A 3,197-nucleotide genomic window follows, 5' to 3' on the forward strand; every position below is an offset into this window, starting at 1 on the left:
CTCGCGCAGGCCGAGCACGACATCCACACCCGCGTCGGCCTGATCACGACGCACGCGCCGCTGGCGGAGGCGGTGATCGCGGAAGTGGAGCGCCAGCTCGAGACGCTGTCGACCGCGGGCGTCGCCCGCGTCTCGTGGGAGGCGCAGGGCGAGGTGACGGTCTGCGCCTCGGAGGACGACATGGTCGCCTATTCCGACTGGATCGCGGCCGAGCACCTGGAGGTGCACACGCGCGACCCAAAAGCTTTTGCGGCGAGGCTGACGGGCTACGGCTCGCTGTTCATCGGCACGAAGGCGAGCGTCGTCTATTCCGACAAGTGCTGCGGCACGAACCACACGCTGCCGACGATGGGCGCCGGTCGCTACACCGGCGGGCTCTGGGTCGGCTCCTACGTCAAGATCGCGACGCACCAGTGGCTGGACGATGAGGGTGTCGCCGCCGTCGCGCCGCCCGCCTCGCGCCAGAGCGCCTCGGAGGGGCTGGAGGGGCACCGGCGCGCGGCGGCGCTCCGGCTGGAGAAGCCCGACCTCTTCCGCTGAACCGGGCGCGGGCTCCGCTGCCGGGGTGGGGCGGCGGGCGAGGCGTTGGTGCGCGCGAGGTATATGATATGCTGGCGGGGCTTTCGGAGACCCGCCTCGTGACGAAGATCGAATACCGGACCCTCAACGACCTCGCCTACGATCGCATCCGCGAGGGCTTGATGGCCGGCAGCTTCCATCCCGGCCAGGTCCTCGTGATCCGCATGCTGGCCGAGAGCTACGGCATCTCGACGACGCCGGTGCGCGAGGCGCTGCAGCGGCTGGTCGCCGAGCGGCTGCTCACCCTTCTGCCGAACCGCTCGATCGCGGTGCCGGCGCTGGAAGCGGGCAAGTATGCCGAGCTCGCGCGCATCCGCTGCGAGCTGGAGGGGCTGGCGGCGGAGCTCGCCGCCGCGCGCGTCCGCAAGGCGACCCTGCGCAAGCTGGCCCGGCTCGCCGATGACATGGACGAGAGCCTCGCCGCGCGCGACCACGACGCCTATCGCCGCCAGAACCAGGCCTTTCACTTCGCCGTCTACGGCGAGGCGGCCTCGCCGCGCCTGTTCGAGATGATCCAGGACCTGTGGAGCCAGACCGGCCCCTACATGAAGGAGCTGTTCGGGGCGCCGGCCTACGAGCCGAAGGCGAACGAGGCGCACCGCAGCGTGCTCGCCGCGCTGGAGGCGGGTGACGGTGCGCGCGCCCGCGCCGGCATCGTCGCCGATCTCACCGTCGCCGGCACCTTCCTCGTGCCCCACCTTCAGGCCGTGGAAGGGGCGCGGCGGCGCGAGGCCGAGCCGGCTTGACGAAGGGGCGCCTTCGCCCCGCTGCCGCGCCGCTCACCGGTCGCGATGCGGCGGCGCCGCATCCTCGCAGCGCCCTGCCTTGAAGCAGAAACCCGCCGTGCGATCCCCTCTCCGATCGAGAGGCGGCCGATCTCAGGCCGTCGCCTGAAGCGAGGCTTCGAGCACCTCGGCGAAGAGGTCGGCGTTGCCGCGGTCGAAGACCAGCGGCGGGCGGATCTTCAGGCTGTTGTGGTGCTTGCCCGAGACCGAGATCAGGACGCCGCGCTCGCGCATGGCGTTGACGACGCGCGAGGCGCGCGCCCGGTCGGGGGCCCGCGTCTGCCGGTCGGCGACGAACTCCACCGCCATGAACAGGCCGACGCCGCGCACGTCGCCGACGCCGGGATCGTCGGCCGAGACCGCCTGCACGCGTTCGAGGAGATGGCGGCCGGTCTGCAGCGCGTTCTCCTGCAGCCCTTCGGCCTCGATCGCGTCGAGGACGGCGGCGGCGGCCGCGCACGACACCGCGTTGCCGCCGAACGTGTTGAAGTAGCGGGCGTTGCGGCCGAAGTCGGCGACGATCTCGGGGCGCATGACGACCGCCGAGATCGGCTGGCCGTTGCCCATCGGCTTGCCGAGCGTCACCATGTCGGGCACGACGTCGTGGCGCTCGAAGCCCCACATCGCCTCGCCGGTGCGCCCGAAGCCGGGCTGCACCTCGTCGGCGATGAAGAGGCCGCCCGCCGCGCGGATCGCGTCCGCCGCACCCTGGAGGAAGCCGGTCGGCCCGGCCAGCACGCCGTCGCTGGTGAAGAGGCTGTCGACGATCAGCACCGCCGGCCGGATGCCGTGACGCCGGAGGTCGGCGATCGCGGCCTCGACCGAGGCCTGGAACGCCGCACCGACGTCGACATCTCCGAGATGATAGCGGTCGGGCGCGGGCACGGTCCGCACATGGGGCCCGAGATCGACGGAGGGCCCGAGCGAGGGCGAGAAGGCGGCGACGCTCTCGGTGATCCCGTGATAGGCGTTCTCGGTGACGATGATGCCGGTGCCGCCCGTGCGGGCTTTCGCGATGCGCAGGGCGAGGTCGTTGGCCTCGCTGCCGGTGCAGGCGAACATGACCTGGGACAGGTCCGCCGGGAAGGTCGCGACGAGACGCTCGGCATAGTCGAGGATCGCCGTGTGGAGGTAGCGCGTGTTGGTGGCGAGCACGCCGACCTGGGCGCGGATCGCCTCGACGACGCGCGGGTGGCAATGCCCGATCGAGGTGACGTTGTTGTAGGCGTCGAGAAAGGCGCGGCCGGTGTCGTCGTAGAGCCAGACGCCGTCCCCGCGCACGAGATGCAGCGGCGTCTCGTACATCAGCCGGTAGGCCGGCCCGAGGACACGCGCGCGCCGCTCGACTAGCGCCTCGTTGTCGGGGCTGAGGTTGCCGCGCCCCGGCACGAAGGCGTTGGGCATGGAGAGATCGGCGGTGGCGCTCATGCTTGTCGGGCTCCGGCGGGTCGGTCGACCGGGATCGGTCGCGGCGACCAGCCATCGGCCGCCGATTGCGATACATGATATACCAGAATTTCGGGGCGGAAAAGGCGATGCGGGGAGCTTCGAGGCTGGATGTCGGTCGCACAGTCTTCCCCAGATAGCGTTGCTCCAGCTTGTCGCGCTATCGTATATGGTATATCAAAAATTCACGGAGGGCCTGTCGGTTTTCCGCTTCACGATGCCATCTGGCGAAAGGCCGGCCATGTCCCAGTCCGAGATCGCCGAGCCGCGTTCGGCCTTCACCACGGCAGCGCCCGCCTTCGGCCTCGACGAGATCGAGCGGATGGTGCGCGAGCGCTATGGGATCGCGGCCCGCGCCTCGATGCTGACCAGCGAGCGCGACCTCAC

3 protein-coding genes are annotated in these 3,197 nt (G+C 70.8%); 2 read left to right on the forward strand and 1 reads right to left on the reverse strand.

What is annotated here, in order from left to right; genetic code table 11:
- Positions 1-540: histidinol dehydrogenase (locus QZ753_RS08390; protein WP_294642731.1), on the forward strand; the 540-nt coding region annotated here is incomplete at its 5' end.
- A 98-nt stretch (positions 541-638) separates the two neighbouring features.
- A complete protein-coding gene (locus QZ753_RS08395) occupies positions 639-1,325 on the forward strand; it encodes a GntR family transcriptional regulator (protein ID WP_294642733.1) in 687 nt (228 codons plus the stop codon).
- 132 nt (positions 1,326-1,457) lie between these two features.
- Here QZ753_RS08395 and QZ753_RS08400 read toward each other — a convergent pair whose 3' ends face one another.
- Positions 1,458-2,768, reverse strand: coding sequence for an aspartate aminotransferase family protein (locus QZ753_RS08400; protein ID WP_294642735.1), 1,311 nt, complete (start codon positions 2,766-2,768; stop codon positions 1,458-1,460).
- Positions 2,769-3,197 lie beyond the last annotated feature (429 nt).

It is taken from the genome of uncultured Aureimonas sp., from assembly GCF_913775355.1.
Taxonomy (GTDB): Bacteria; Pseudomonadota; Alphaproteobacteria; order Rhizobiales; family Rhizobiaceae; genus Aureimonas.